We start from the raw sequence: 25027 nt of genomic DNA, 5'->3' as shown, positions 1-25027 counted from the left end.
CGATCACTTCGATCCTCCCGGGCATGACGTCCGTGTCTTAAAAAACTGTACGTTTCCGAGACACCATAAGGGGACGATCCACCCTAAGTAATGAAGGGCACCCACGACAGCACGAGCTGCTGAGAGGATTCGTCGTCCTCCGCCGCGACACCGTTGCCGCACTAGGGTGACGGCCACTAGTGCCTAGACCTTGTGCGAGTCCAGCACGCCGTGATCGGTCGCTGATGCGGTCGGATCGAATCGTTTCGGGCGCCTGCGGTGTCCGATAGTGTGTGACTGAGCAGACGGAGTCCAAAATGACCGAGACACCACGAGATCCAGCGAGTATCGGGGCACGATTCCCCAGTTTCCGCACTGAACTTGATTCCCAGCATTATCACGCTGTCGGGAAAGATTGGGCGGGCAGTGTGCCACCGCAGTTCGGGGTCGCACCGCGCGTTCGGGTCGGCCGCTCGAGGTGGTTCAACCTGCTCTGGTTGATCCCGATCGGGCTGGGCTTGTTCATCATCGCGATCGCCATCGCAAAAGGGCTCAGGGAAACGACCGGCGTGCGGGCATTTATTCGAGAGTACCCGGGCCTTTCCGAGCTACCGGCAGGAAGTCCGATCGGGTTCCCGGTATGGCTGCAATGGCAGCACTTCCTGAACCTTTTTTTCATGCTGTTCATCATCAGGTCTGGGATTACGATCCTCGCTGACCATCCCCGCCTCTATTGGACGCGGAATTCCACCCCGGGCCAGGACTGGTTCCGAATTCAGAAACCCGTCCCCACTGCCGCGCTTTACACCGCCAAAGAGGACTCCATTACTCTCCCGAACGGGGTTGGCCTCCCCGGCCGCCGGCACTCGATCGGGCTCGCCCGCTGGTGGCACCTCGGCGTCGACACGTTGTGGCTTGTCAACGGGATCGTGTTCTACATCCTTATCTTCACTACCGGTCAGTGGTTGCGTCTCGTCCCGCTGCACTGGAATGTCATCCCGAACGCGATCTCCGTCGCCATCCAGTATCTTTCCTTGGACTGGCCTTTAGAGTCCGGGTGGACGAACTATAACGGGCTGCAGCTCCTGGCGTATTTCGCCACAGTGTTCATCGCGGCGCCGTTGGCACTCGTGACAGGTCTTGGAATGTCTCCGGCCCTCTCCACCCGGTTCAGCAAGATCAGTTCAGTGTTGAGTGTTCAGTTAGCCCGGTCGGTGCATTTCGTCGTTCTTGGTTGGTTCGTGCTGTTCATCATTGTGCACGTCACCCTCGTCCTGACCACCGGGGCTCTGCAGAACCTGAACCACATGTTCGCCGGCCGGAACGACCAGTCCTGGTGGGGGTTCGCGATCTTCACCGGCGCGTTGCTGGTTCTGATCGCGGCGTGGGTGGCGGCGACACCGTTCACTTACCGGCATCCCCGCGTCGTGCAACGTGTCGGCTACGCGCTGATCGGTCCCGCGCAACGCCTCTTCGAGCACATTGATGCGAAACCGGGCCAATACACCGAGAAGGACATCTCCCCGTATTTCTGGCACAACGGTAAATACCCGGAAGGCGCCGCCTACCTTGCCCTGCAAGCGGACGACTTCCTGGACTACACCCTCCGCGTCAACGGGCTCGTCAAGAACCCCGTCGAGCTGACCCTTGCGCAGCTGCGAGCGTTGCCGGATCACGAGCAGATCACCCAGCATTTCTGCATCCAGGGCTGGTCCGGGGTCGCGAAATGGGGCGGGGTGTCGATGCAGACCCTGATGGATGTGGTGCAGCCGGCACCGGAAGCGAAATGGGTGATCTTTTACTCCCACGCCCTTGGCCCCGATGGCGGCCTATATTACGACGCGCAACCTATCGAGCAGATGTCCCACCACTTGACGATGCTCGCCTACGACATGAACGACGACGCCCTCGACTTCGGACATGGAGCCCCGTTGCGGCTCCGCAACGAAGTCGAACTCGGTTTCAAAATGGTGAAGTGGCTGAAAGGGGTCGAGTTCGTGGAACACTTCTCCGACGTCGGCGGGGGCCTTGGCGGGTACAACAACGACCACGAGTTCTTCGGATATAGCCAATCCATCTGACCAGGTGGTGGCGGGACATAGCGTGCCGGGTTCCGCCCGCTGTGCTCTCTTTCGTGATGGCCACCGACATCATTTCCACCGCACTGAACCTCCCTGGCTGGGCTGCCCTGTCCGCAGTCTTCCTGGTCATCGCCGTTGGCGGGCTTGTGATTCCGACGGTCTGAGTCACGAGAATCGTCCTGTTCAGAGAGGACGTTGCAGCGGGCGTCAAAGATCCGGGGAGGCCGTTCGGGTTTTTCACGGTCGTCGCTGGGCTCGATGTCGGCGCCGTCCGCTTGGCTGCCGGCGGTTAGCCGTGGCCCGCTGCCGTGTCGCCTCGTAGTCAGAACTCTTCTTAAAGGCGTTGCTCGGTGTGACGGTGCTGTCGTCGAACTTGGCTACCCGCCGAAGCGTTGGAGCCTCGATTTTGTGTTCTCGGACGTTACCGTTTCGGCGGCCTCAGCGCCTACGGAAGGCTTTGGCGCGGGAATGGATGCGGCGGAGGCCGCCGTCGCAGCTGGTGCAGCCAGGGAGCGGGAACGTGTACCACTGATGGTGGCGCAGGGGCGGGTATGCCGGTCAGGCGTGGTTCTTAGGCATCCGACGGGAACGTTCCGAGCAGGCCGGAAACCAGCTCCACCACGGCCTCGTCCGCGGCAACGGCAGGATCCACCAGTGCAAGGACAGCCCGCACACGGTCCGCGCCTTCCAGCTGGTTGGCCGCGGCCACCTCAGCTGCCAGCGGATCGTGAAATGCCTCGGCCGCGGCGCTGAAATCCATCCAGGCAGCGATCATCAGTGCGGCAGCGGCACCGGACCTGCCCTGGGCCCTCTCGGCCAGGAGGACGGGCACTGAGCGCATGCGCAGCTTGGTGCTGCCGTCCATGGCAATCTGGGCCAGGTGGTGGGCAATGCGTGCGTTGCTGAAGCGTGCCAGCAGTGCGGCGCGGTACGCCTGGATCTGAAGGTCCGCGCCACCGGTCGCGGCGCCGGCGAGGTTCGTTTCGGCCTCGTCCCAGAAGCTTTCGATGGCGGACAGGCACTGCGGGTCCGCGAGGGCCTGCGCCACGGTGGTGTGTCCGCGGAGCTGGCCGGCGTAGGCCAGCAGGGAGTGGGCGCCGTTCAGGAGCCACAGCTTGCGGTTCTCGTAGGGCTCGATGTGGTCCACGAAGACCGCGCCGGCATCTTCCCAGCGCGGCCGGCCGGCGGGAAACTCTCCGCTGAGCACCCAGTTGGTGAACGGCTCGGCCACTACGGGCGAGTTGTCTCGGTAGCCGCAGGCGGCCTCGACGGCGGCTATGTCCGCTTCCGTGGTGCGCGGCGTGATCCGGTCCACGGACGTGCTGACAAAACTGACGTTTTCCTCGACCCAGGCCGCGAGCCCGGCGTCCCAGGCCTGCGCCAGGCCCGCCACGGCGTTGCGGGCTACCGTGCCGTTGTTGGCGAGGTTGTCGCAGCAGACGACGGCGAGCGGCCCGGCTCCGGCAGCCCGTCGCGCGGCGAGGGCGAAGACAAGCCGGCCCAGCGGCGACGAAGGGCCTCCGCTGCCCGAAGCCAGCAGCGCAAGGTCGCCGGCGACGTCGGACGCTGTAGTGTCCAGCTGTCCGTCGGCACCAATCCGGTACGCCGCTTCGGTGACCGTCAAGGTGACCATTGCGGTGGAAGGCGCCGAAACGAGCTCTGCGAGCCGCTGCACGTCCGCACCGTCTACCGCTTCAACGATGCTGCCGACGACGGCGAACGAGTCGCCGCTGTCAGCGCGCTTCACGAGCGTAAAGAGGCCGTCCTGCTTGGCAAGAGCCAAGGCAGCGGCCGGGCTGCGGCCGGTGAAAGCGGCAATGCCCCAGTCCGCGGCGTCGCTGGCCTGGCCTGTGTACCAGGCCTGGTGCGAACGGTGGAAGGCACCGAGTCCGAGGTGGACGATCCGAACCGGCGGCTTGGCGGCGACGTGCGTGGTCCGGTTCAACTGCGGAAGCAATTCCGCAGCCTCGACTGCTGCGTCGGTCTGTTCGATACTCACAGTTTGAAAACCCTTCGCGGGGAGGAATCGACGGTGTCCACGATGATTTCGTGGGCGCGGTCTTCACTGACGCGGTGCTCGGCCACGAGGCGGGCCAGGAAGGAGGCCTCGATCCGGCGGGAGGCATCGTGGCGGCCGGGGATGGAACAGAAGGCCCTGGTGTCGTCGATGAAACCGGAGGAGCGGGAGAACCCGGCCGTTTCGGTCACGGCGGACCGGAACCGGAGCATGGCATCCGGGGCGTCCAGGAACCACCAGGGCGCGCCGAGGTAGACGGACGGGTAGAAGCCAGCCAGGGGTGCGAGCTCGCGGGAAAAAACGGTCTCGTCCAGCGTGAACAGCACAAGGTGGAAGTCCTCGGCCGTGCCGAAGTCCTGCAGCAGCGGGCGGATGGCTTCCGTGTAGTTGGTGGCGAAGGGGATGTCGTGGCCGGTGTCCGCGCCGAATGCCTCGAACGTGGGCGTGTGGTGGTTCCGGAACGAACCCGGGTGGATGGTCATGACCAGGCCGTCCTCGACCGACATGCGACCCATCTGGTACATCATGTGCGCCTCGAAGGTGTTGCGGTCCCCGGCGGTGGCCTTGCCAACGCGGGCGAGCTCGAAGATGCGCTCGGCTTCGGCGCGGTCCAGCTTGAGCGTTGCCGGGGTGGCCACACCATGGTCTGCCGAGACTGCGCCGTGCCCCACGAAGTAGCGACGGCGGTTTTCCAGGGCGGTGATGTAGCCCGCGTAGCCGTTGGCGCCGTCACCGGCGGTTTCAATCAGGCGGTCAACGTTGGCGCTCCAGGTGGGGTGCGCAATGTTGAGGTAGGCGTCCGGGCGGAACGTGGGCAGAACGCGGCCGTTGAAGGTGGCGTCCTCGGCGATGGCCTTGTGGCTGGCGAGGTTGTCCAGGGGATCGTCTGTGGTAGCCAGGACCTCGATATTGAAGTCCTTGAAAAGCTGGCGGGGAAGGAACCCGGGCTCTCCGAGTTTGGCGGCGATGGCGTCATAGCTGGCATCAGCGGACATCTCGCCCAGCTCTGCGCCCAGGTTGAAAACACTGTGGAACTGATCGCGCAGCCAGTAGCCGGAGGCCGTGCCCTCGAACAGCGGCCAGGCAGTCACGAACGTGCGCCAGATTTCGCGTGACTCGGGGGCGTTGGGACCGCCGGGCCGCAGCGTGTCCAGGGAGGCGCCGTTGGCATGGATCAGGCGCGTGACATAGTGGTCCGGACTGACCAGCAGCGCTGCCGGGTCAGGAAACGGCGTGTTGTGCTCGATGACAGCGGCATCAACGTGTCCATGCGGGGAGATGATGGGGAGGTCCTGTACGCGCGCCAGGAGGTCCCGCGCAATGCTGCGCGTTCCGGGGTCGGCGGGCAGGAGCCTGTCTGGGTTGGCAGCAATCGACTGTGACATAGATCAATAATCTGCCTGGCGCAGAGGTTTGTCAACCGGTTGCCATAATTTGCCAAAGGCTGGGATCGGCCCTCCCGGGACTCACTTCGTGGGCAGGATCCTACCGCTGGAGCCTCGCAGCACCAGCTCAGTCTCGACGCTCAAGGTGCCGGCCTGTTCCCCACTTCCGTGAAGAAAGTCCAGCAGGCGCTTGGCGGCTGCCTCGCCGCACTCCCCCAGCGGCGAACGCACGGTGGTGAGCGGCGGCGTCGTGAAATCCGCGCCGAAAATGTCGTCAAAGCCAATGATGCTGATGTGGTCAGGCACCACTACGCCGGCAGCCTGGAGCTCCTGCATAAGCCCGATGGCCAGCAGGTCGTTATACGTCAGGACCGCCGTGGCGCCGCTGGCGCGGACATCACGCGCAGTCTTCCGGCCGCCGTCGACCGTTGGTTTGGTGGATTCGAGCCGCACGGCCTCGAGCCGGGACCAGTCGCACGCTGCCTGCACACCCTCCCACCGGCGCTCGGACATCCAGGATTCCGGGGGCCCCGCCACATAGGCAACCTTCGCGTGGCCGTTGGCGGCCAGGCTGCGGACCGCCTCGCTGATCCCCTTGTTGACGTCCGGCACCACGCACGGCACGCCCTCCACTTCGCGGTTGATGACCACCACGGGTTTGTCTTGGGCCAAGGCGCGGATGTTGTCATCGTCCATGCGCGGGCTCGCCAGAATAAGGCCGTCTACGGTGGCCATCAGCCGCCGGGCGGCAGTCAGTTCAGTTGCCGCGGACTCCGCCGACTCTGCGAGCACCAGAGTGTAGTCCCGGCTGGTTGCCGTGGTCTCGGCGCCGCGGATGATGTCAAAGAAGGTGGGGTTGGTAATGTCCGCGACGATGAGGCCGAATGTATTGGTCTTTCCTGTGGGAAGGGCGCGCGCGAACGGATTGACCTGGTAGTTCAGCTCGGCAGCCGCGTCCTCGATGAGCTTCTGTGTTTTGGAGCTGACCCTGCCCGGCTTGCTGAGCGCGCGGGAAACGGTGGACGCATTGACGCCAGCCAACTTGGCGATGTCATAGATGGTCGCGCTGGATTTGCCGTCGCGGCCGTGCTTTTTGACCGAGCCAGCGGGTGGGGCGGCGTCCGGCGTTTGGGGTTCAGTCACCGCCCCATCCTAACGATGAAACCACTCAATCAGGTCGCAGCTGTGGCCGTTTTGATGGTCGAAAACGGCCACAGCTGCGACTCAGCTTCGCTGCTTGCCCGGGAGGTTACGTGCGCTGCGCGAACTTGCCCTCTTCGGCGATGCGCTTGTTGAGCTCGGCGAGGAACTCGTTCTCGTCGAAGTCCAGTCCCACTTCCCTGCCGGTCCAGGCTGAGAGGTGGATGGCGTTGGCCAGGCGGACGCCGTTGATGCCGTCCGAGCCCGGAGCCAGCAGCGGCGTGCCGTCCAGGATGTTGGCGGCGAAGTTCTCCAGGACACCTGCGTGCTGTCCGCCCCAGACAGACTCGAACTCGATGACCTCGGTGGTGTAGTACTGCTCCGGGTTCAGCTGGCCCATGAAGAGCTTGCGGACATCGTCCATGTCCATGCCGTCGCTGAGTTCGCGCTCGGGCTTGTGCAGACGTGTGACCGTGGCCGTCTTACTGCCTTCGACGACGATCTTGCCCTGGTCCCCCAGGATTTCGAAGCGGTCGGTGCCGGTCAGATCGTGGGTGGCGGTGACAAAGACGCCGGTAACGCCGTCTCCATAGTCAACTACCGCGGTCACTTCATCTTCGACGGCGATGTCGCGGCGGAAGCCGAATGAGACTTTGGAGTACACGGACTTCGGCACGCCGCAGATCCACTGCCAGAGGTCCAGCTGGTGCGGGGCCTGGTTGACCAGGACGCCGCCGCCCTCGCCGCCCCACGTCGCGCGCCATTCGCTCGAGTTGTAGTAGCCCTGGGGACGCCACCAGTTGGTGATGATCCAGTTGCTGCGACGGATCTTGCCGATCTCGCCGTTTTCCACAATCTCTTTGAGCTTCTTGTACAGCGGATTGTTGCGCTGATTGAACATAATGCCGAAGGACAGTTCCGGCTTGCTGGCAGCGAACTCGTTCAGTTCCTTGACCTGCTTGGTGTAGACGCCTGCCGGCTTCTCCACCAGCGCGTGGATGTTGCGCTTCAGGGTCTCGATGCCCATTTCGGGATGCAGGAAGTGCGGCACGCAGGTCACAACGGCGTCAACGTCGCCGCTTTCCAGCATGGCGATGTAGTCGTTATAGAAAGGTGCGTCCGGGTAGGTGGCCGTGGCCAGTTCCTTCTTGGCCGGATCGGTGTCGCAAATGGCTCCGATCACCATGTTGGGGACCAAGCCGTCCGTGATGAACTTGGCGTAGGCGCTGCCCTGCTGACCCAGGCCAATAATGCCGAGGCGTACTTTCTTGCTCACAGTTATCTGTCCTTTTTCGTTGGTTGGACTTGTTAGAAGAGTTCGGACTGGCCCATGGCCACCAGGTTGTCGTAGGAGGTCTGCAGCGCTTCCCAGACCGTGCGGCCATAGAGTTCATCCTGCTCCACCAGCAGGTACCGCGCGCCGGCAGCCTGCGCGGCCGGAATGATGGAGGCGAAGTCGAGGTTGCCTTCGCCCACTTCGGCGAACTGGACGACACTCTTAAACTCCGCCATGAATCCGGCCGCGTCCCCGGTCTCCAACAGGCCGAAGGCGGTCTCAGACAGTTCGCCGATGCGGTAGTCCTTCAGATGGACCATGGCCGTGCGGCCGGCGTACTTTTCGAGGGTACGGACCGGGTCCAGGGCGCCGCGCTGTACCCAGTGCACATCGATTTCCATACCCATGGCCGGGGAGTTCTCGGCGATGATGTCCAGCATGTGTTTGCCGTCGAACTTCGCGAACTCGACGTGATGATTGTGGTAATACAGCCCCAGGACCTGCTCCTGCAGCCGTTCGGCGTATTCGTTGGCCTGCTTGGCGAAGTCAACGACGGCGCCGATCGACTTCATCGCGGGGAACGGCAGCATGCCGATCCGCAGCAGTTTCGAATCCAGCCGCTTGGCATCGTCCACAATCTTGTCGAAATGCTCCGCCAGGGAGTCGCCGGGCCGGCCCTTGGGGGTTTCCATGGCTACGGACAGGGCCGCTATGTCCATGCCCAGTTCGCCGCGGGAGCGGTCCAGCTCAGCGACGTTTTCCGGCGTCATCGGGATCTGGGAGATCTCGACGGCGTTGTAGCCGATGCCGCTGACCTGACGGAGCGTTTCGAACGCCCCGATTTCGGTAAAGCTGTCCTTCAGCATCATTGCCTGTACGCCAATCTTGGCCACTTTTTCTTCCATGGTTTTCGCTGTTGAGTAAATCTCGGTCCGGCCTTAGGCGGAGACGCCGGCCTGTCCGGCCTGCACCGTCCTAAGGCGCTCAACCGCTTGCCGCATGCTATTCAGGTAACTGTCGCCGCCGTGTCCGGGTAGCTCTGGCGGTAAATCTCCTTGACGATTTTCAGAGACTTCTCGGCCTCTTCGGGGTTGATCCAGAACGAGCCCTGGTCACCGAGCCGGGCATAGAAGTCGCTGATGAGAAGCTCGTGTGAGACGCCCCAGTAGGCGCGTCCGCCGGACCCCACCACACGCTCGGCGACCACGTCCACGCGGCCGTCCGCGTAGGTGACGGTCAGGTCCCCGCGAAGGCTGAGAGTCGCTTTTTCGGTGACGATGTCCAAAGTAACCGGCGCATTTACCGCGTTGGCGAGCGTGGCATAGAAGGCGCTGCGTGCACCGTTGGCGTGCTCGGCAACGAACTCCGCGGTGTCCTCCACCTCGATGGTTTCGCCCAGGAACCTGGCGGCCGCGTTGCCGGACAACGAAACGACGTCACCCACCAGCCATTGCAACAGGTCAACGGTGTGGATGGCCTGGTTCATCATGAGCCCGCCGCCGCCACCTGCCCACGTGCCGCGCCACGGCCGGCTGCGGTAGTAGTCGGCGTCGCGGTGCCACAGCACCGTGGCCGAAGCCCCCACTACGGCGCCCAGTTCGCCGGAAGAAAGCAGGGCATGCATGGCCTGCGCAGTGGCGTTGTACCGGTTCTGGAAACAGACGCCGATCTTGGCACTGGACGCCTTTGCAGCCGCCACGAGCCGGCGGCCTTCCTCGAGCGTGTGTGCAAGCGGCTTTTCCACAATCACATTGACGCCATGTTCAAGGCAGTCGGCCGCGATCGCGGCGTGCGTGTTGTGCGGGGTCGTAACGTGCACAACATCCGGTCCCACGGCCTCGATCAGGCTGAGATGATCAGGGAATCCCGGGACGCCGTAGGCGGCCACGGCAGCCGCGAGGCGGCCGGGATCTGAGTCACAGACCCCTGCCAGCCGCGCGCCGTCGAGCTTTGCGATGGCCTCGAAGTGGACTGCGGACACGTCACCGCAGCCGACGACCGCGGCTTTGAGGCCGGTCACGAAAGTTCGATTCCGTTCTTGGCAGCAAGGCCCGCAAAGGCGCGGGCTGCGGTGCCGAAGGCAACCGGCCCGGAGAAGCCGCCCAGTTCGTGATGGCTGGCCAGGTGCGGCTCAAGGGAGGCAAAGCCTGCGTAACCGTCCGCCTTCAGTGCGGCAATGGTGGCGTCCAGTTCGCCGTCGCCCTGTCCGGAAGGCACAACCTCACCGGTGGCCATGATGGCGTCCTTGACCTGGAGGTATTCGAGGTAGGGGCGGAGCATGGCGTAGCCGTCGGTGAAGGGCCGGACGCCCACCTGGACGAAGTTGGCGTTGTCCCAGGCGACGCGCAGGGCCGGCGAGTCGACGGACTCCATGATGTCCAGGACGCGCTGCGGCGTATCGCCGTAGATGTCCTTTTCGTTCTCGTGCAAAAGTACGACGCCGGCGCTTTCGGCTTCAGCGGTCAGTGCCCGCATGCGGGTGATGACGTCGTCGCGGATTTCTTCCGGCGTCTGGGTTTCACTCCGGTAGAAGGAGAAGATCCGGATGTACTTGGTATCCAATCCCTTGGCCACGGAGATGATCTGGCGGAGGCGCTCCACCTCGTGCTCCACGGGCAGGCTGATGTCCACCTTGCCGACGGGGCTGGCCACGGCGGAGACCTTCAGGCCCTTGGCGTCCATGAGTTCCTTGAGCTCGGAGACCTGCTCAGGCGTCAGTTCGGAGACGTTGACGCCCCAGGCGCTGCGTACTTCGATGTAGCTCGCGCCCAGTGCCAGCATGACGGCAGCCTGGATGGCGGGGTCCGGATCCACCTCATCGCCGAATCCGGAGAGCTGCCAGGCCGTCCTTGTCTTTTCGGTTGATGTTTCGGTCACGGGAATCTCCTTGGGTGTGCCCGCGACGGGACAGCCTAGGTACCGCTCCGGCGCGCGGGTGACTCAATTCACAAAAAAGTGCTGGCTTTAGTCTAGACACGTCCCCTGTTAATGACAACCGATTGCCAAATGATTGCATGCTGTGGCAATCTAGGAGCTGCAGGGCGTTGGCAACCATCACAAGCCCCTGTCACCCCGTTCAGTGAGGAGCGCGCCATGGCGACGCAAGCGGCCGGAATCTACCGCCCTGCCACCATCCACGACATCGCCGCGATCTGCGGCGTGGCCGCCTCCACCGTGTCCCGCGCACTGTCCACCCCGGACCGGGTAAACATCCGTACGCGCGCCCGCCGCGAAGCGGCAGCCGCCGAGCTGAACTACACGCCGAACAGCCAGGCGAAGGCCCTGAGCTCCGGCCGTACCGGCGCCGTCGGCGTCCTGGTGCCTGACATCACCAATCCCTTTTACTTTGACCTCATGCGGGGCACCCAGCTGCAGCTCAAGGCTGCCGGCTACACCCAGCTGCTCGTGGACACTGAAGAGTCCGACGAGGTGGAGGCCTCCACCATGGAGCAGCTGCGCAAGAGCGCCGACGGAATCATCGTCGCCGCGTCCAGGCTCAATGATGAGTCGCTGTTGGCGGCTGCGGCCAAGATTCCCCTGGTGGCCGTCAACCGCGACGTAGCGGGCGTTCCCGCCGTCGTGATCGACACGCCGTCCGCCACCAGCCAGGCCCTGGACCATCTGATTTCCCTCGGCCACACGCGCGTCGCCTACATGGCCGTTCCCTTCACATCCCAGTCCAGCGCTCTTCGCTGGGCGGCACTGGCCGCCGCCGCCGAGGAACGCGGCGTGGACGTGCGCAGGCTTGGCCCGTTCGCCCCCAAGACACAATCAGGTGCCGCGGCGGCCGACGCTGCGGTGCACTCCGGCGTCACCGCCTGTATTGCCTTCAACGACCTCATCGCCATCGGCATGCTCCAGCGGCTGCGCGAACGCGGCATCCGGGTTCCGGCGGACATCAGCGTGGTGGGCTGCGACGACATCTTTGGCGCGGACTTCTCCAATCCCCCGCTGACCACCATGACATCGCCGATCGAACAGGCTGGCCGCGTGGCCGTGTCCATGCTCCTGGCCCAACTCAACCCACCGGCGGGCGGTGGCAGCCGCAGCCGTTCGCTGATGCCCACGCACCTGACCGTCCGCGGTTCAACCGGCGCGGCACCCGGAACGCGGTAGCCCCCGGGTGCCCCAGCGTCCGTTCGCACTGGAGTGCCCCAGTGTCCGTTCGCACTGAAACGTTGGTGGTCTGGGTGGACACAGTTGAGCGTTGTTGACAGCGCTGACTAGGCTGGATCACATGCGCGAACTCCAGGCCACCATCATCGAAGAAATGGGCGTGCAGCCCCGGATCGACCCCTTCGGGGAGGTGCGCAAGCGGGTGGATTTCCTGAAGGATTACCTCCGGGCAACCCACACGAAGGGCTTTGTCCTGGGCATCTCGGGCGGGCTGGACTCCTCCCTCGCCGGCAGGCTGGCCCAGCTGGCCGTGGAGGAGCTTGAGGCCGAAGGCGTGGAGGCCAACTTCGTGGCGGTCCGCCTTCCCTATGGCATCCAGCACGACGAAGACGACGCCCAGGCCGCCCTGGACTTCATCCAGGCCAAGACGGAATGGACCTTCAACATCTCCGCCGCCGTGGATGGCTTCGAGGACGAATTCGAGAAAACGGTGGGGAACGGCATCTCCGATTTCCACAAGGGAAACACCAAGGCACGCACGCGGATGATCGCGCAGTACGCCCTGGCCGGCGAGCACAACTACCTGGTGATCGGCACCGACCACGGCGCAGAGTCCGTCACCGGGTTCTTCACGAAATTCGGCGACGGCGGCGCGGACATCCTGCCCCTGTTCGGCCTCAACAAACGCCAGAACCGCGAACTGCTGGCCGAACTGGGCGCCCCTGCCCGTGTTTGGGAAAAAGTACCCACCGCCGACCTCCTGGACGGCAAGCCCGGACGTACCGACGAGGACGAACTGGGCCTGACTTATGACCAGATCGATGATTACCTCGAAGGCCGGGAGATCCCCGAAGCGGCCGCTGAGCTGATCGAGCAGAAGTACCTCCGCACGCGCCACAAGCGCACCGTGCCTGTCACCATCTTCGACACATGGTGGAAATAGGCTGAGCCGAGGCACTTCCGGCCAGCGGCGGCAGCCCGGGACTATCTGCCGCCCAGTTTGTTGGTCATCCGGTGGGCTTCCTCCATCAGCAACTTGCCCAGGAGATCCTGCCGTTCCGGCCGGAACCGGGGTTCGATCCCGGTGAGTGAAAGGGCACCGACCGGCCTGCCCAGCTGGTCGAACACGGCAGCCCCCATGCCCCAGCTGCCTTCAAGCACCAGGCCGGGATTCACGGCAAAGCCATGCAGCCGGGTCAGTTCCAGATTCCGGCGGAGCACGTCCAGGCTGTGGCCTGCTGCGAAACCGCCGGCGTGCCCGTCCCAGCCGGACAGGATGGCGTCCTGTTCCTCGTCCGGGAGGAACGCCATGATCGCCGTCCCAGCCGAGGCCACGCCCAGCGGAAAACGGACTCCCTCATGCAGCACAAAGGAGCGTACCGGAAAGCTTCCCTCTTCCCGCAGCACGCAGACCGTCTCCTGGCCCCTGCGGATGGAATAGAAGGCGCTCTCGCCGGTCTCCTCCGCCAGCCGGCGAAGGCTTGGCCGGGCCAGGTCTTCAAACGGGAAGCGGGCCGCCGCCACTGATCCCAGCAGGAAAATCTCCGGGCCCAGGATCCAGTTTCCGCTGTGGGTATCGTGGTCCAGTAGGCCCTCCGCGGCAAGGGAGGCCAGCAGCCGGTGGACGGTGGGACGGGTCAGCCCCGACTCCCGGACCAGCCCGGAAATCGAGCTGCCCTCGGGCTTCCGGCCCACAAGCCGGAGCAGTGAGGCGACGCGGCCCACCACTTGAGCCCCTTGGACTGGATTTGTCATTCCACTCACCACATTTCAAGAAATCCTCCACAATGTGGACACCTCTAAGCTTAGCGTCCACGCTATGAAATATCTTCCCTGCTGGGCGAACCACACCGTTGACCAACTTTCGCGAGCGCCCTAGGCTCCTTCTTCAGGCCCTATGTCCACAAGGTGGATACCCCGAACGGCTCTGCACGCTCGATGACGAGGAGACGGAATGTCCAAACTGAAATCCAACGCCGCCGCTGCCCTGGCCGAAGTGATCCGGGACGGCATGACGCTCGCCGTCGGCGGCTTTGGCCTGAGCGGCATCCCGGCCGACCTCATCGAGGCCGTGCGCGATTCCGGCGTGCGTGATCTGACCGTGGTGTCCAACAACATGGGCGTTGACGGCAAGGGCTTGGGTGTGCTGATCGAAGCCGGCCAGGTCCGCAAAGTGATCGCATCGTATGTCGGCGAGAACAGACTCTTCGCCGAGCAGTACCTCGCGGGCCTGCTTGAGGTGGAGTTCACGCCGCAGGGCACGCTGGCCGAGCGCCTTCGCGCCGGCGGCGCCGGGATCCCCGCCTTTTACACCAAAACCGGCGTGGGCACGCTGGTCGCGGAAGGAAAACCGCTGGCAGAGTTCGACGGCGAAACGTACGTCCAGGAGCGCGCCATCCGCGCCGACGTCGCCTTGGTCCACGCCCACACCGCGGACACGGAGGGGAACCTGATCTACCGCTTCACGGCCCGGAACTTCAACCCCGTGGTGGCCACCGCAGGCCTGGTAACCATCGCCGAGGCGGAAGTCATCGTGGAGGCAGGCGCACTGGATCCGAACCATATTGTCACCCCGGGCGTGTACGTCCAGCACCTGGTCCAGGCGAGCGGCCGGGTGAAGGACATCGAACAGCGCACCGTCCGCACCCGGGAAGCGGCACCAGTCCCCGCCTGAACGGCTACAGCCTGAACCAACCCGCAGCGCGAACGAACACATAAGCCCCACAAAACTTTGAGCCCCAAGGAGAACCCATGGCCTGGACCAGGGATGAAATGGCTGCCATCGCAGCCGAGGAACTGAACGACGGCGACTACGTGAACCTGGGCATCGGCATCCCAACGCTGGTGGCCAACAACCTGCCCGACGGAGTCCGCGTGATCCTGCAGAGCGAAAACGGACTGCTCGGCATGGGTCCGTTTCCCTATGAGGGTGAGGAAGATGCCGACCTCATCAACGCCGGAAAGCAGACCGTCACGGTCCTGCCCGGCGGCAGCATCTTCGACTCCCCCACATCGTTCGGCATGATCCGCGGCGGCCACGTCAAGGTGGCCATCCTGGGCGCCATGCAGGTCTCCGGCAACGGCGACCTCGCCAACTGGACCATCCCCGGAAAAATGGTCAAGGGCATGGGCGGCGCCATGGACCTCGTTGCCGGAACGCCGCGCGTGGTGGTCCTGACCGAGCACAACGCCAAGGACGGCACGGCGAAGATCGTCACCGAATGCACCCTGCCACTCACGGGCCTGCGGTGCGTGGACCGGATCATCAGCGACCTCGCGGTTTTTGACATCGTGAAAATCGAACAAGAAGCAGACGACGACGGCGGGCTGCAGCTCACGCTGACCCGCCTTGCGCCGGGGGTCACCGTGGAGGAAATCCGTGAAAAGACCGACGCCGCGTTCACCGTCGCCCTGGACGCGGCACTGCACGAAGCAACATTGAACGAAACATCACTGGAAGGAGCCACGGCATGAGCCTGAAGGAACAGTTTGGCAAGGATGTCCTGCTTACCGGCTGGGGTCACAGCCGGTTCGGCAAGCTCACCGACGAGACCCTCGAATCCCTGATCGTCCAGGTGGCCACCGAGGCCATCAGCAACGCCGGGATCGAGGCTGGCCTGATCGACGAGATCTACCTGGGCCAGTTCAACTCCGGCATGATGCCGCTGGCCTTCCCGTCGTCCCTGGCGCTGCAGGTCTCGCCGGACCTGGCCAACGTCGCGGCCACCCGAGTGGAGAACGCCTGCGCCTCCGGCTCCGCGGCGTTCCAGCAGGGTACTAAAGCCCTGTTGGCCGGTACTGCCAAAACCGTCCTGGTGATCGGCGCCGAGAAAATGACCCACGCCGGTGCCGACGTTGTGGGGGCCGCCCTGCTGGGCGCTGACTACGACATGGCCGGCCAGACGTCTACCACCGGCTTTACAGGCCTGTTCGCGGACGTCGCCAAGCACTACGACAAGCGCTATGGCCGCGGCGACGGAAAGCTGGGTGACGTGCTTGGCTCCATCGCGGCCAAGAACCACCGCAACGGCGTGGACAACCCCTACGCCCAGCTCCGCAAGGACCTCGGTGAGGAGTTCTGCCGCACCATTTCGGACAAGAACCCCATGGTGGCCGATCCCCTGCGCCGCACCGACTGCTCCCCCGTATCCGACGGCGCCGCCGCCGTTGTACTCTCCGTCTCACCAACCGGCGGAGTGGCTCAGCCGGTAAGGCTCGCCGGTTTTGGCCACGCGAACGACTTCTTTCCGGCCGAACGGCGGGACCCCACCGCCTTCGCTGCCACCCGGGTGTCCTGGCAGCGCGCGCTGGGGATGGCCGGCGTCGGGCTTGAAGACCTGGACTTCGCCGAGGTCCACGACTGCTTCACCATTGCCGAGCTGCTGATGTACGAGGCCATGGGACTGACCGAGCCGGGCCAGGGCGCCCGCGCCATCGGGGAAGGCTGGGTCTTCAAGGACGGCAAGCTGCCGGTCAACGTCTCGGGCGGGCTCAAGGCCAAAGGCCACCCCGTCGGCGCCACCGGCGTCTCCCAGCACGTCATCGCCGCCATGCAGCTCACCGGCACGGCAGGAGCGATGCAGCTGGCCAACCCGCGCCGTGCCGCAGTCCAGAACATGGGCGGCGTAGGCATCGCCAACTACGTCAGCATCCTCGAGGCCGTCTAAGAAGCAACGCGGGGTCACATTACGCCCTTGCAGACCAGATTATCGGGCCAAATGTGACCCCGCGTTGGATTTACAGGGGGCTAGCCTGTCCGAATCAGGTTGGCGATCTCCACAAAGCCCAGGCGTTCGGCGTTCTCCCGGGCGGTCCGGCCTTGGGGATCCCGGATGTTCGGGTCCCCGCCGGCCTCCAAGAGCAGCCGGACCACGTCCTGCTGCCGGGGCCCGCCGTTGTTGAGCAGGATGGCCTCCTGCATGGCGGTCCAGCCGAGGCTGTTCGCATGGTTCACGGGCACCCTGGCGGCCAGGAGGATGCGGACCGTCTCCACGTGGCCGTGCTCGCTCGCGGGAATCAGCGCAGTCCCGCCATACCGGTTGGTGCTGGCAACGTCCGCTCCGGCCGCCAGCGTCAGCCGGAGAACGTCGTTGAATCCCTCGGCTCCGGCATAGAGGAACGCGGAATCCTGGATTGCGTCCTTGGCGTTCACATTGCCGCCGCGGCCAATGAGCTCGCCGACCAGCGCCACGTTGTTCGCCTTCGCCGCGGCGACCAGTTCCTGGTCAAGCTGTGCCTGTGCCTCGCCGGACAGCACTGGCGCCGTGGTGGCTGCCGGTGTGGACGGTCCGGATGGTTGCTGGCTGCCCGGGTTGACCAGGACGTACGACGGCGGCGCCTCCAGCCGCTGCGGCTCACCGGGACCCGCCTGGCAGGCGGCCAGGCACAATGCAACCCCAGCCGCGAGCGTCAGTACCGCCGCGGCCCTGCGTGCCCGGCGCCAAGTCCTGAACCGCCTCATGGAGCCGAGCCTACTTGGCCGGGCTGGCTGCCAGCGCGGCGATAGCCTCGGCGCCGGCTGTGGCGCAGGCCTCGTCCAGATTCCCGTCGGGGGCGCCGCCCACTCCGATGCCTGCCACGGACACACCGTTCACCTTAAGCGGGACGCCACCGGCGAGGAACAGGGTGCCGGGGAGGTCCGCAATGCTGGGCCCGTTGCCGTTGACGCGCTTGGCCAGCTCACTGGTCGGCGCACCGAACGCGGCGGCGGTGTAGGCCTTCTGCTTGGCTGCTTCGATCGTGTGCTCGGCGGCGTTGTCGCCGCGCAGGAGCGCCTGGACGGTGCCGAACCTGTCCACCAGTGCCACCGTGACGAACGGCAGCTTGTCCGCCTGGCATTTGGCGAGGGCTGCCCGGACTGCGTCGGAAGAGGCGCCCACAGCGATGCGGTTCTGCGCCACGACAGTTTCCGGCGCCTGCGGGATGTCGACGGCGGGTACGGCGGCAGGGGCGGCCACTTGGCTGGTCCCGGCATTGGCTGCAACGGTCAGCCCTCCGGTGAGCAGCAAAGCTCCGGCGGCGGCAGCGGCGGCAATCTTGTTGGACTTCTTCACGGTGATCTCCTTGGGTTGATGGACGCGGGTTGATGGACCCACGTTGGCGGAATGGGGCCCACGTTGGCGGAAATGCCCTCATGGGCATCGGCTCCATCCATCCTGTCCAGGCCAGCCGGAACAAACATCGGGCCTTCGGCTGTGCCGGGCTCCCCCGAAAGGCCAGCGGCATCAGCCAAAAGACTGAGAGACCAGTAGCGGCACGGGCAATAGCATGGGATAGGAACACTCCTGACCTGAACCGGACCCCATGCCCTCCCCAGCCACTCCCCGCAAAACCCTGACAGCCGAATCCCCACCGACCACCGGATCCTCCCTCCCTGCCGAGCCTGCCTCGGCAGCCGGCCGGTTCGGCCGGTTCGGCCGGATCGACGCCGCCGTCCACTTGGGCTTCGCGGTCCTGCTCGTCGCGTCGGCCGTCCGCTATGTCATGCGGCACAGCCTGCCGGACAACCTCCTGGTCCTCGGCCTGGCAGGAGCGGTGTGCGCCCTGTACGCCGTGATCGCTGCACTTGCCCGGCAGAGACGCCCGTGGGCGCTCTGGATGCTCGCGTTTGTGGCCGTCTGGGCTGCGCTGGTCATTGCCGCACCCAGCTTTGGCTGGTGTTCCTTTGCGATTTTCTTCCTGTGCCGCACCGCCTTTACGGGCGCTGTAGGCTACGTGGCGGCGGGCGCAACGGCGGCCGCCACCGCCGTCGGGCTGTTCCGGCTCAGCGACGGGACGGACCTCGCGATGCTGCTGGGACCGCTCGCCGTCGGCGTGATGCTGACGCTGATCCATGACCGGATCGAGCACGATGCCGCGGAACAGCGGCGCCTCCATGCCGAGGTTTCGCTGGCACAGGGGCAGCTGGCGGCCAGCGAGCGCCGGGCCGGCACCATCGCCGAACGCGAACGGATATCGCAGGAGATCCACGACACCGTGACGCAGGGCCTGGCCAGCAGCCTGCTGCTCCTGGAGGCCGCTGGCCGTTCGTGGCCGGGCCAGGCATCGCGCCAGGAGCTCAGCCAGGCTACGGAGCTGCTGCGCCGGAACCTTTCCGAGACCCGCAGCCTGGTCCACGAGCTCGCCGCCCCGGGCCTTGACGCGTCGCCGCTTCCCGAGGCCCTGCACCAAGCGGCCGCCCAGTACGTCCCGCACGCCCGGCTCCTGGTCACCGGCGAGCCGGGGGACGTTCCTCCGGAAGTCCGGCACGCCTTGTTGCGGGTGGTCCAAAGCGCGGCCGCGAACATCCAGCAGCACGCGCACGCGACCACCACAACCCTGACGCTGGGGTTCCTTCCTGATTCGGTCACCCTTGATATCTACGACGACGGAACAGGCTTTGACCCGTCGGCGGCAGCACCGCCGTCGGACGCCGGGGGATACGGACTGCGGGCCATGCGCCAGCGTGTGGAGCAGCTGGGCGGCGTATTCTCGGTTGAAAGCACCCTCGGCGATGGGACCATTGTGGCCGCACAAGTACCGGTTCGGGTGCAGTCAGTGCCACCAGGGCAGCAGAGCACCCGGGACGACGCATGACCGGCATCACCGTCCTCCTGGTGGACGACCACTTGGTGGTCCGGAGCGGGCTCAAGGCGCTGCTGGGCACGCAGCCTGACTTTGACGTGGTGGCCGAGGCCGCCTCCGGCGAGGATGCCCTGGGGCTGGTGGAACAGCACTCCCCTGCCGTGGTGGTGATGGATCTGGCCATGGGCGCCGGAATGGACGGGATCGAGGCCATCAAGCAGCTGCGCCAGCGCAACAGCCGGCAGGCCATCCTGGTGTTCACCACGTACGATTCGGACGCGGACATTGTCCGGGCCGTGGACGCAGGCGCCATGGGCTACCTCCTCAAGGACGCCGCCCCGGACGAAATCTTTGCCGCCATCCGCGGTGCCATGCAGGGGAAAAGCGTGATGAGCGCCCCGGTGGCCTCCCGGCTCTTCCAGCAGCTGCGCAATCCCGACGAGGTCCTGACGCCCCGGGAAGCTGAGCTGCTAAGCCTCCTGACCGAGGGGCTCAGCAACCGGGAGCTGGGCCAGCGGCTCTTCATTTCCGAGGCTACGGTCAAGACCCATCTGGCGCATATCTACGCCAAGCTCGGGGTGGAAACCCGCGCCGCGGCCATCGCCACGGCCATCCGCCGGGAGGGTATGCGCTAGCCCGGACCACGTAATTCCCGGGTACCACTTCAGTAACAGCAGTGACAATTGATGACTGCAGCTATTGCACGCCCACCGCGCAGCCCCTAGGTTTGAGACAGCGGACTACAGACTCCGCGTCTGCCTGCCGTCCGAGCAGGACCAGAAAAGGGTTACAAAGGAAGTTAGCAATGGCAACAGGCACAGTTAAATGGTTCAACGCTGAAAAGGGCTTTGGCTTCATCGCTCCGGACGACGGATCCGCCGATGTTTTCGCGCACTACTCGGCAATCGCCAGCAGCGGCTACCGCTCGCTGGATGAGAACCAGAAAGTCGAATTCGATGTGACCCAAGGTCCCAAGGGCCCGCAGGCAGAGAACATTCGCCCGCTCTAAGGTTCTGATCAACTGCCCTGTCCGTGCCGCAAAGCATGGCCAGGGCAGTTTTTTGTTAAGCTCCCCATGACCCGTGAATTTCTAGACGAAAGCCGATTTTCCGGTGACGGCCCGGCCCACAATCAGCGAGTTGATTTCGTAGCTGCCCTCATAGGTATAGAGGATTTCGGCATCACCAAACAGCTTGCCCATTTCATAGTCCGAGCTGATTCCGTTGCCGCCCAGCAGCGACCGTCCCATCGCCACCGACGCTCGGGCCAGCCGGGTGCACGTGGACTTTGCCATAGCCGCCTGCGCCATTTCCAGCTTGCCATCCGTCTGGATCCGGGCGAGCTGGGCCATCAACGCCAGTGACGCTGAGGCGTTGCCCAGGATCTCCGCCAGTTGCTGCTGGACCAGCTGGAAGCATGCCAGTTCCTTGCCGAATTGCCTGCGTTCCAGTGAGTAGGAACGGGCGACGTCGAACGCGGCCAGTTGGATCCCGGCACCCTGCCAGCCAACCCAGGCACGCGAATCCCGCAGGAGCTCGTTGGCTTTGGAGAAGTCGGTGGCGCCCGGCAGCATGTTGGACGCCGGAATCCTGACGTTGTCCAGCACGATGTCCGCGTTCTGCATGATCCGCAGGCCGATCTTGTTGGCAATCTTGGTTGCCCGGTAGCCAGCGCGGTCCGTCTCCACAATGAAGCCCTTGATGTGCCCGTCCGCAGCGTCGCGCGCCCACACCAGGGCAAAGTCCGCGATGGTCCCGGAGCCTATCCAGCGTTTGGCGCCATTGATCACCCACTCGCCGTCCTCGAGCCGCGCGGATGTTTCCAGCCCGCCGGCGATATCAGAGCCGTGATCGGGTTCGGTCAGGGCGAAGGCGCCGAGTTGGGTAAAGTTCTCCAGGCCAGGCAGCCAGCGCTGCTTCTGTTCCTCAGAGCCGAGGGCGTCGATCATCCCCACAATCAGTTCGTTGTGGATCCCTACCAGGGCCGACAGCGAAACGTCCGCCCTGGCGACTTCGACGTACATCAGGCCCTTGAAGAGCTTGGATGTGCCGTCCGTCTGCAGCCTGCCCAGCCCGTGCTTGCCCATTTCCGCCAGCAACCCGAACGGGAATTCCTCGCGGTTCCAGTAGCCGATGGATGCCTGGCGCACCGTGGACTGCAGGAACACCCGGATCTCCAGGTAGCGCACGCGTTCGGCCGCGGGCAGGAGGTCCACGATGTGCATCAGGTCCGCCTCGGGAAAGGGCAGGGCTTCGATCACAACACGCTCACGTCCTTGTGGCTGCACGCTTCATATCCCTTCGGTCTTCCAAACCCTTGGATGTCCTAGTATATTGCACAGGGATGGATTCTTAGTGATGCGCATCACTGGACGAAAGGTGTCCCCCCATGTCAGTCACCGATGACTTCCGCGAGGCACGCGACCGCCTGCTGGCCCTGCAGTCCGACTACCACCAGGCCAGGCGCGAGTTCGTGTGGCCGCAGTTCACGGAATTCAACTTTGCCCTGGACTGGTTCGATCAGATCGCCGCTGATCCTGAGAAGGCCAATAATCCGGCTCTGGTCATCGTGGAGCAGGACGGCTCGGCCACCCGCAGAAGTTTCACGGACCTGGCCGCCCGTTCGAACCAGGTGGCCAACTGGCTGCGAAGCCAAGGCATGCGCCGCGGGGACCGCATGATCATCATGCTGGGCAACCAGGTGGAGCTCTGGGAGCTGATGCTGGCCGGCATCAAGCTGGGCATTGTCCTGATTCCCACCACCACCCTGATGGGACCAGAGGACCTGGCCGAACGCGTGGAGCGCGGCGAGGCGGGCTGGGCCGCCGTCGGGCGTTCCAACATCGGTAAGTTTGCCGGCGTCCCCGGCGATTACCGCCTGATCGAAATCGGCGCCGGTGTCGGTTCAGCCGGCACCCCCGGGGCCCTCCAGTACAGGGATTCGACGACGACGGCAGTCACCTTCACGGCCGATGCCCCCACCCAGGCTGACGAGACGCTGCTGCTGTATTTCACCTCCGGAACCACGTCGAAGGCCAAGCTGGTGGAGCACACCCACACGTCGTACCCGGTGGGGCACCTCTCCACGATGTATTGGATTGGCCTGGAACCTGGTGACGTGCACCTGAATGTGGCGTCGCCGGGCTGGGGCAAACACGCGTGGTCCAATTTCTTCGCCCCGTGGATCGCGGAGGCGTGCGTTTTTGTCTACAACTACGAACGGTTCGACGCCCGCGCTCTGATGGAGCAGATGGACCGCGAGCGTGTCACCAGCTTCTGTGCCCCGCCCACGGTCTGGCGGATGCTAATCCAAGCGGACCTGAAAGTGCTGAAGTCCCCGCCCACCAAGGTGGTCTCCGCGGGCGAACCGCTGAACGCTGAAGTGATCGAACAGGTCCAGCGCGCGTGGGGCCAGACCATCCGGGACGGCTTCGGCCAGACCGAAACCACTGTCCAGGTGGCAAACACGCCGAGCCAGCCGGTCACCGTAGGCGCCATGGGGCGGCCGCTTCCCGGCTTCGACGTGGTGCTGGTGGACCCGACCACCGGGGAAGAAGCCGACGACGGCGAGCTGTGCCTCCGCCTGGACCCCCGGCCGGTGGGGCTGATGAAGGGCTACTACGGTGACGCGGAACGGACCGCTGAGGCGTTCCGCGGCGGTTACTATCACACGGGCGACATGGCCAGCCGGGATATACAGGGCGTCATCACCTACGTGGGCCGTGACGACGACGTCTTCAAATCTTCCGACTACCGGCTCTCGCCGTTCGAACTGGAGAGCGTGCTGCTGGAGCACCCGGCCGTGGCCGAAGCGGCAGTGGTTCCGTCGCCGGATGCGCTCAAGCTCTCCGTCCCGAAGGCCTACGTTGTCCTGGTGTCCGGGCTGGAACCGGGGCCGGAGCTGGCGGAGGACATCCTGCGGTACTGCCGCGAACACCTGGCGCCGTTCAAGCGGATCCGGCGGCTGGAATTCGCGGCGTTGCCCAAGACCATCTCGGGCAAAATCCGCCGTGTGGAGCTGCGGCACAATGAGCAACTCCGGCACGGCGGGGTCACCCATCCTGACGGCTTCGGCGTGGAGTACTCCGAGGCGGATTTCCCTGGGCTGAAAGGCTGAGGATGGCCGCGCCACTGCCCCGGGACCCCATCGCCGACGCCCAACGGAACTGGGAAGAGCACGGATGGGCCGACGTCGCCGCTCCCATGGCCGCGATCACCGCCATCATGCGCACCCAACAGATCCTGCTGGCCCGGATCGAGGGCGCCCTGAAGCCGTTCGGGCTGACCTTCGCCCGCTACGAGCTGCTCGCACTCCTCAGCTTCGCCCGCAGCGGCGCGCTGCCCATGAACAAGGCGAGCGCCCTGCTCCAGGTCCATCCCACCTCGGTGACCAACGCCGTCGACCGTTTGGAAGGCTCGGGACTGGTGGCCCGTTCGCCGCATCCTACAGACGGGCGTACCACGCTGATCGAGCTCACCACGGAGGGGCGGACCGTGGCCAAACGCGCGACGGCGGTGCTCAACACCGAGGTGTTTGGCCAGTCAGGGTTTGACGCGGCCGATGTGGACCAGCTGATCGGCATCCTGGGCACCTTCCGCCGGAACGCCGGGGACTTTACGGACGGCTAATCCCGTCAGCGGTGGTTGAACCCGGGCTGGCGTTTCTCCGTGAAGGCTGCCATGCCTTCTTTCTGGTCCTCGCTGGCGAAGAGCGAGTGGAAGATCCGGCGTTCGAACAGGACACCCTGGGCGAGTCCCGTTTCAAAGGCGGCGTTGACGGCTTCCTTCGCGAGCATCGCCACGGGCTTGGATTTGGACGCGATGACCTCCGCGGCCTTCAGGGCCTCCTCCACTACATCCGAGGCAGGTACCACGCGCGAGACAAGGCCCGAGCGTTCCGCTTCCTCGGCGCCGATGAAGCGCCCGGTGAGGATCATGTCCATGGCTTTGGCCTTGCCCACGGCCCGGGTGAGCCGCTGCGAACCGCCCATGCCCGGCAGCACGCCGAGGTTGATCTCCGGCTGGCCGAACTTGGCGTTGTCCCCGGCGATGATGAAATCGCACATCATGGCCAGCTCGCAGCCGCCGCCCAGCGCGAAGCCGGACACCGCCGCGATGACAGGGATCCGCAGCCGTGTGAAGTCCTCCCAGCCCCGGAACCAGTCGGCGGCGTACATGTCCATGTAGCCCTGCGAGGCCATTTCCTTGATGTCGGCCCCGGCGGCGAACGCCTTGCCCGAGCCGGTGACCACCACCGCGCCCACGCCGGGGTCGGCGTCCATGGCGGTGACGGCGGCCACGAGCTGGTCCATGGTGGCCTTGTCCAGGGCGTTGAGCGCCTCCGGCCGGTTGAGCGTGACCAGCCCTACCCGGCCGCGCTGTTCCACCAGGATGTTCGTGTATTCCGTCATGCTTGACCTTTCAGCTGTTCGTGGATGTTGCGTGCTGCGAGCGTTGCCGCTGCCGCAGAT

General features: G+C 65.0%; 23 protein-coding genes. 11 read left to right on the top strand and 12 right to left on the bottom strand.

Annotated elements, in window-relative coordinates; all coding sequences use genetic code 11:
• Nucleotides 1–296: 296 nt before the first annotated feature.
• Nucleotides 297–2060: a molybdopterin-dependent oxidoreductase gene (locus ACQCS0_RS03300; protein WP_354155330.1), complete on the top strand. Its 1764-nt coding sequence runs from the start codon at nt 297–299 to the stop codon at nt 2058–2060.
• A 571-nt stretch (nt 2061–2631) separates the two neighbouring features.
• Here ACQCS0_RS03300 and ACQCS0_RS03295 read toward each other — a convergent pair.
• From ACQCS0_RS03295 to ACQCS0_RS03265, 7 genes are all read right to left on the bottom strand, one after another.
• Nucleotides 2632–4059 carry a mannitol dehydrogenase family protein gene (locus tag ACQCS0_RS03295; protein WP_354155331.1) on the bottom strand — a complete coding sequence of 476 codons (1428 nt, stop codon included), beginning with the start codon at nt 4057–4059 and terminating at the stop codon, nt 2632–2634.
• The gene (gene uxaC / locus ACQCS0_RS03290; RefSeq protein WP_354155332.1) at nt 4056–5462 is read right to left on the bottom strand and encodes a glucuronate isomerase; all 1407 of its coding nucleotides are present in this window, start codon (nt 5460–5462) and stop codon (nt 4056–4058) included. The genes ACQCS0_RS03295 and uxaC overlap by 4 nt, the downstream gene beginning before the upstream one ends.
• A gap of 81 nt (nt 5463–5543) precedes the next feature.
• The gene (locus ACQCS0_RS03285; RefSeq protein WP_354155333.1) at nt 5544–6605 is read right to left on the bottom strand and encodes a LacI family DNA-binding transcriptional regulator; all 1062 of its coding nucleotides are present in this window, start codon (nt 6603–6605) and stop codon (nt 5544–5546) included.
• 106 nt (nt 6606–6711) lie between these two features.
• Nucleotides 6712–7878 (bottom strand): Gfo/Idh/MocA family oxidoreductase, encoded by a 1167-nt coding sequence (locus tag ACQCS0_RS03280; RefSeq protein ID WP_354155334.1) that lies wholly within the window; start codon nt 7876–7878, stop codon nt 6712–6714.
• 32 nt (nt 7879–7910) lie between these two features.
• Nucleotides 7911–8783, bottom strand: coding sequence for a sugar phosphate isomerase/epimerase family protein (locus tag ACQCS0_RS03275; protein WP_426939156.1), 873 nt, complete (start codon nt 8781–8783; stop codon nt 7911–7913).
• A gap of 101 nt (nt 8784–8884) precedes the next feature.
• Nucleotides 8885–9898, bottom strand: coding sequence for a Gfo/Idh/MocA family oxidoreductase (locus tag ACQCS0_RS03270; protein WP_354155336.1), 1014 nt, complete (start codon nt 9896–9898; stop codon nt 8885–8887).
• A complete protein-coding gene (locus tag ACQCS0_RS03265) occupies nt 9895–10755 on the bottom strand; it encodes a sugar phosphate isomerase/epimerase family protein (protein WP_354155337.1) in 861 nt (286 codons plus the stop codon). Before ACQCS0_RS03265 ends, ACQCS0_RS03270 begins: the two co-directional genes overlap by 4 nt.
• A 216-nt stretch (nt 10756–10971) precedes the next feature.
• Between ACQCS0_RS03265 and ACQCS0_RS03260 the strand changes: the two genes are divergently transcribed.
• Both ACQCS0_RS03260 and nadE read left to right on the top strand, forming a co-directional pair.
• A complete protein-coding gene (locus ACQCS0_RS03260; RefSeq protein WP_354155338.1) occupies nt 10972–11994 on the top strand; it encodes a LacI family DNA-binding transcriptional regulator in 1023 nt (340 codons plus the stop codon).
• Nucleotides 11995–12115: 121 nt separating this feature from the next.
• Entirely contained in the window at nt 12116–12937 is an 822-nt protein-coding gene (gene nadE / locus ACQCS0_RS03255; RefSeq protein ID WP_185262419.1) for an ammonia-dependent NAD(+) synthetase, read from the top strand.
• A gap of 41 nt (nt 12938–12978) precedes the next feature.
• On the opposite strand, the gene ACQCS0_RS03250 is transcribed toward nadE, so the two are convergent.
• Entirely contained in the window at nt 12979–13749 is a 771-nt protein-coding gene (locus ACQCS0_RS03250; protein ID WP_354155339.1) for an IclR family transcriptional regulator, read from the bottom strand.
• Between the two features lie 199 nt (nt 13750–13948).
• Here ACQCS0_RS03250 and ACQCS0_RS03245 point away from each other — a divergent pair, with 199 nt between their 5' ends.
• The 3 genes from ACQCS0_RS03245 to ACQCS0_RS03235 all read left to right on the top strand — a co-directional run bounded on the left by ACQCS0_RS03245 (nt 13949) and on the right by ACQCS0_RS03235 (nt 16661).
• Entirely contained in the window at nt 13949–14668 is a 720-nt protein-coding gene (locus ACQCS0_RS03245) for a CoA transferase subunit A (RefSeq protein WP_354155340.1), read from the top strand.
• A gap of 77 nt (nt 14669–14745) precedes the next feature.
• Nucleotides 14746–15468: a CoA transferase subunit B gene (locus tag ACQCS0_RS03240; protein WP_354155341.1), complete on the top strand. Its 723-nt coding sequence runs from the start codon at nt 14746–14748 to the stop codon at nt 15466–15468.
• Complete coding sequence (locus ACQCS0_RS03235; protein ID WP_354155342.1) at nt 15465–16661, top strand: acetyl-CoA acetyltransferase; 1197 nt, start codon at nt 15465–15467, stop codon at nt 16659–16661. Before ACQCS0_RS03240 ends, ACQCS0_RS03235 begins: the two co-directional genes overlap by 4 nt.
• A gap of 80 nt (nt 16662–16741) precedes the next feature.
• On the opposite strand, the gene ACQCS0_RS03230 is transcribed toward ACQCS0_RS03235, so the two are convergent.
• A complete protein-coding gene (locus ACQCS0_RS03230; RefSeq protein ID WP_354155343.1) occupies nt 16742–17455 on the bottom strand; it encodes an ankyrin repeat domain-containing protein in 714 nt (237 codons plus the stop codon).
• A 10-nt stretch (nt 17456–17465) separates the two neighbouring features.
• On the bottom strand, nt 17466–18047 hold the full coding sequence (locus tag ACQCS0_RS03225) for a heme-binding protein (protein ID WP_354155344.1): 582 nt from the start codon (nt 18045–18047) through the stop codon (nt 17466–17468).
• A 250-nt stretch (nt 18048–18297) separates the two neighbouring features.
• Between ACQCS0_RS03225 and ACQCS0_RS03220 the strand changes: the two genes are divergently transcribed.
• From ACQCS0_RS03220 to ACQCS0_RS03210, 3 genes are all read left to right on the top strand, one after another.
• Nucleotides 18298–19569 (top strand): histidine kinase, encoded by a 1272-nt coding sequence (locus ACQCS0_RS03220; protein ID WP_354155345.1) that lies wholly within the window; start codon nt 18298–18300, stop codon nt 19567–19569.
• On the top strand, nt 19566–20192 hold the full coding sequence (locus ACQCS0_RS03215) for a response regulator transcription factor (protein ID WP_354155346.1): 627 nt from the start codon (nt 19566–19568) through the stop codon (nt 20190–20192). Before ACQCS0_RS03220 ends, ACQCS0_RS03215 begins: the two co-directional genes overlap by 4 nt.
• A 170-nt stretch (nt 20193–20362) precedes the next feature.
• Nucleotides 20363–20566 carry a cold-shock protein gene (locus ACQCS0_RS03210; RefSeq protein WP_013599688.1) on the top strand — a complete coding sequence of 68 codons (204 nt, stop codon included), beginning with the start codon at nt 20363–20365 and terminating at the stop codon, nt 20564–20566.
• Nucleotides 20567–20647: 81 nt separating this feature from the next.
• On the opposite strand, the gene ACQCS0_RS03205 is transcribed toward ACQCS0_RS03210, so the two are convergent.
• Complete coding sequence (locus tag ACQCS0_RS03205; protein WP_354155433.1) at nt 20648–21781, bottom strand: acyl-CoA dehydrogenase family protein; 1134 nt, start codon at nt 21779–21781, stop codon at nt 20648–20650.
• A gap of 164 nt (nt 21782–21945) precedes the next feature.
• Between ACQCS0_RS03205 and ACQCS0_RS03200 the strand changes: the two genes are divergently transcribed.
• Nucleotides 21946–23673 carry an AMP-binding protein gene (locus tag ACQCS0_RS03200; protein ID WP_354155347.1) on the top strand — a complete coding sequence of 576 codons (1728 nt, stop codon included), beginning with the start codon at nt 21946–21948 and terminating at the stop codon, nt 23671–23673.
• A 2-nt stretch (nt 23674–23675) separates the two neighbouring features.
• Nucleotides 23676–24185: a MarR family transcriptional regulator gene (locus tag ACQCS0_RS03195; RefSeq protein WP_354155348.1), complete on the top strand. Its 510-nt coding sequence runs from the start codon at nt 23676–23678 to the stop codon at nt 24183–24185.
• Between the two features lie 5 nt (nt 24186–24190).
• Here the strand turns inward: ACQCS0_RS03195 and ACQCS0_RS03190 are convergent, their stop codons facing one another.
• On the bottom strand, nt 24191–24967 hold the full coding sequence (locus tag ACQCS0_RS03190) for an enoyl-CoA hydratase (protein WP_354159871.1): 777 nt from the start codon (nt 24965–24967) through the stop codon (nt 24191–24193).
• Nucleotides 24968–25027: the final 60 nt, after the last annotated feature.

Source organism: Pseudarthrobacter sp. S6, assembly GCF_050156575.1.
In the GTDB taxonomy this organism is placed as follows: domain Bacteria; phylum Actinomycetota; class Actinomycetes; order Actinomycetales; family Micrococcaceae; genus Arthrobacter.
Note: the sequence above shows the minus strand (reverse complement) of the source record. Positions and strands in the feature narration are given on the sequence as shown.